The following is a 348-nucleotide window of genomic DNA, read 5'->3' on the forward strand; positions in this document are numbered from 1 at the left end:
ACTTTATTAGATTCACAAAAGAAAGTGTCAGAAAGAAATAGAAAGGCTATACTGGCCTGTCTGAAGAAAGGAATAAAGGTTATTTTTGCTACAGCAAGGGCGCCACGATCAGTCAAAGTTTTTCTTCCTCACGAACTTCAGGACATTGCAATTATGATTTACTACAATGGAGCTTTGGTAGTAGATAACGCATTAGGTTACAGACAACATTACCCGATCGAATCAACAATCACAAATGAAATTATAGAATTTGTGATTACTCACCAGGCTGATGCATGCCTCTCAGTTGAATCGGAAGATACATGGTACAGTAATAAAACATTGGATTACAACAAAACCATGAATGCA

The 348-nt window shown here is 36.8% G+C and carries 1 protein-coding gene; it reads left to right on the forward strand.

The genetic code is table 11. The features are described from left to right. The coding region (locus JDS80_RS30810; protein ID WP_199640829.1) for an HAD hydrolase family protein at positions 1–348 on the forward strand (348 nt) is incomplete at both ends.

The sequence above is a fragment of the Bacillus cereus group sp. N8 genome (assembly GCF_016483685.1).
GTDB lineage: Bacteria > Bacillota > Bacilli > Bacillales > Bacillaceae_G > Bacillus_A > Bacillus_A proteolyticus.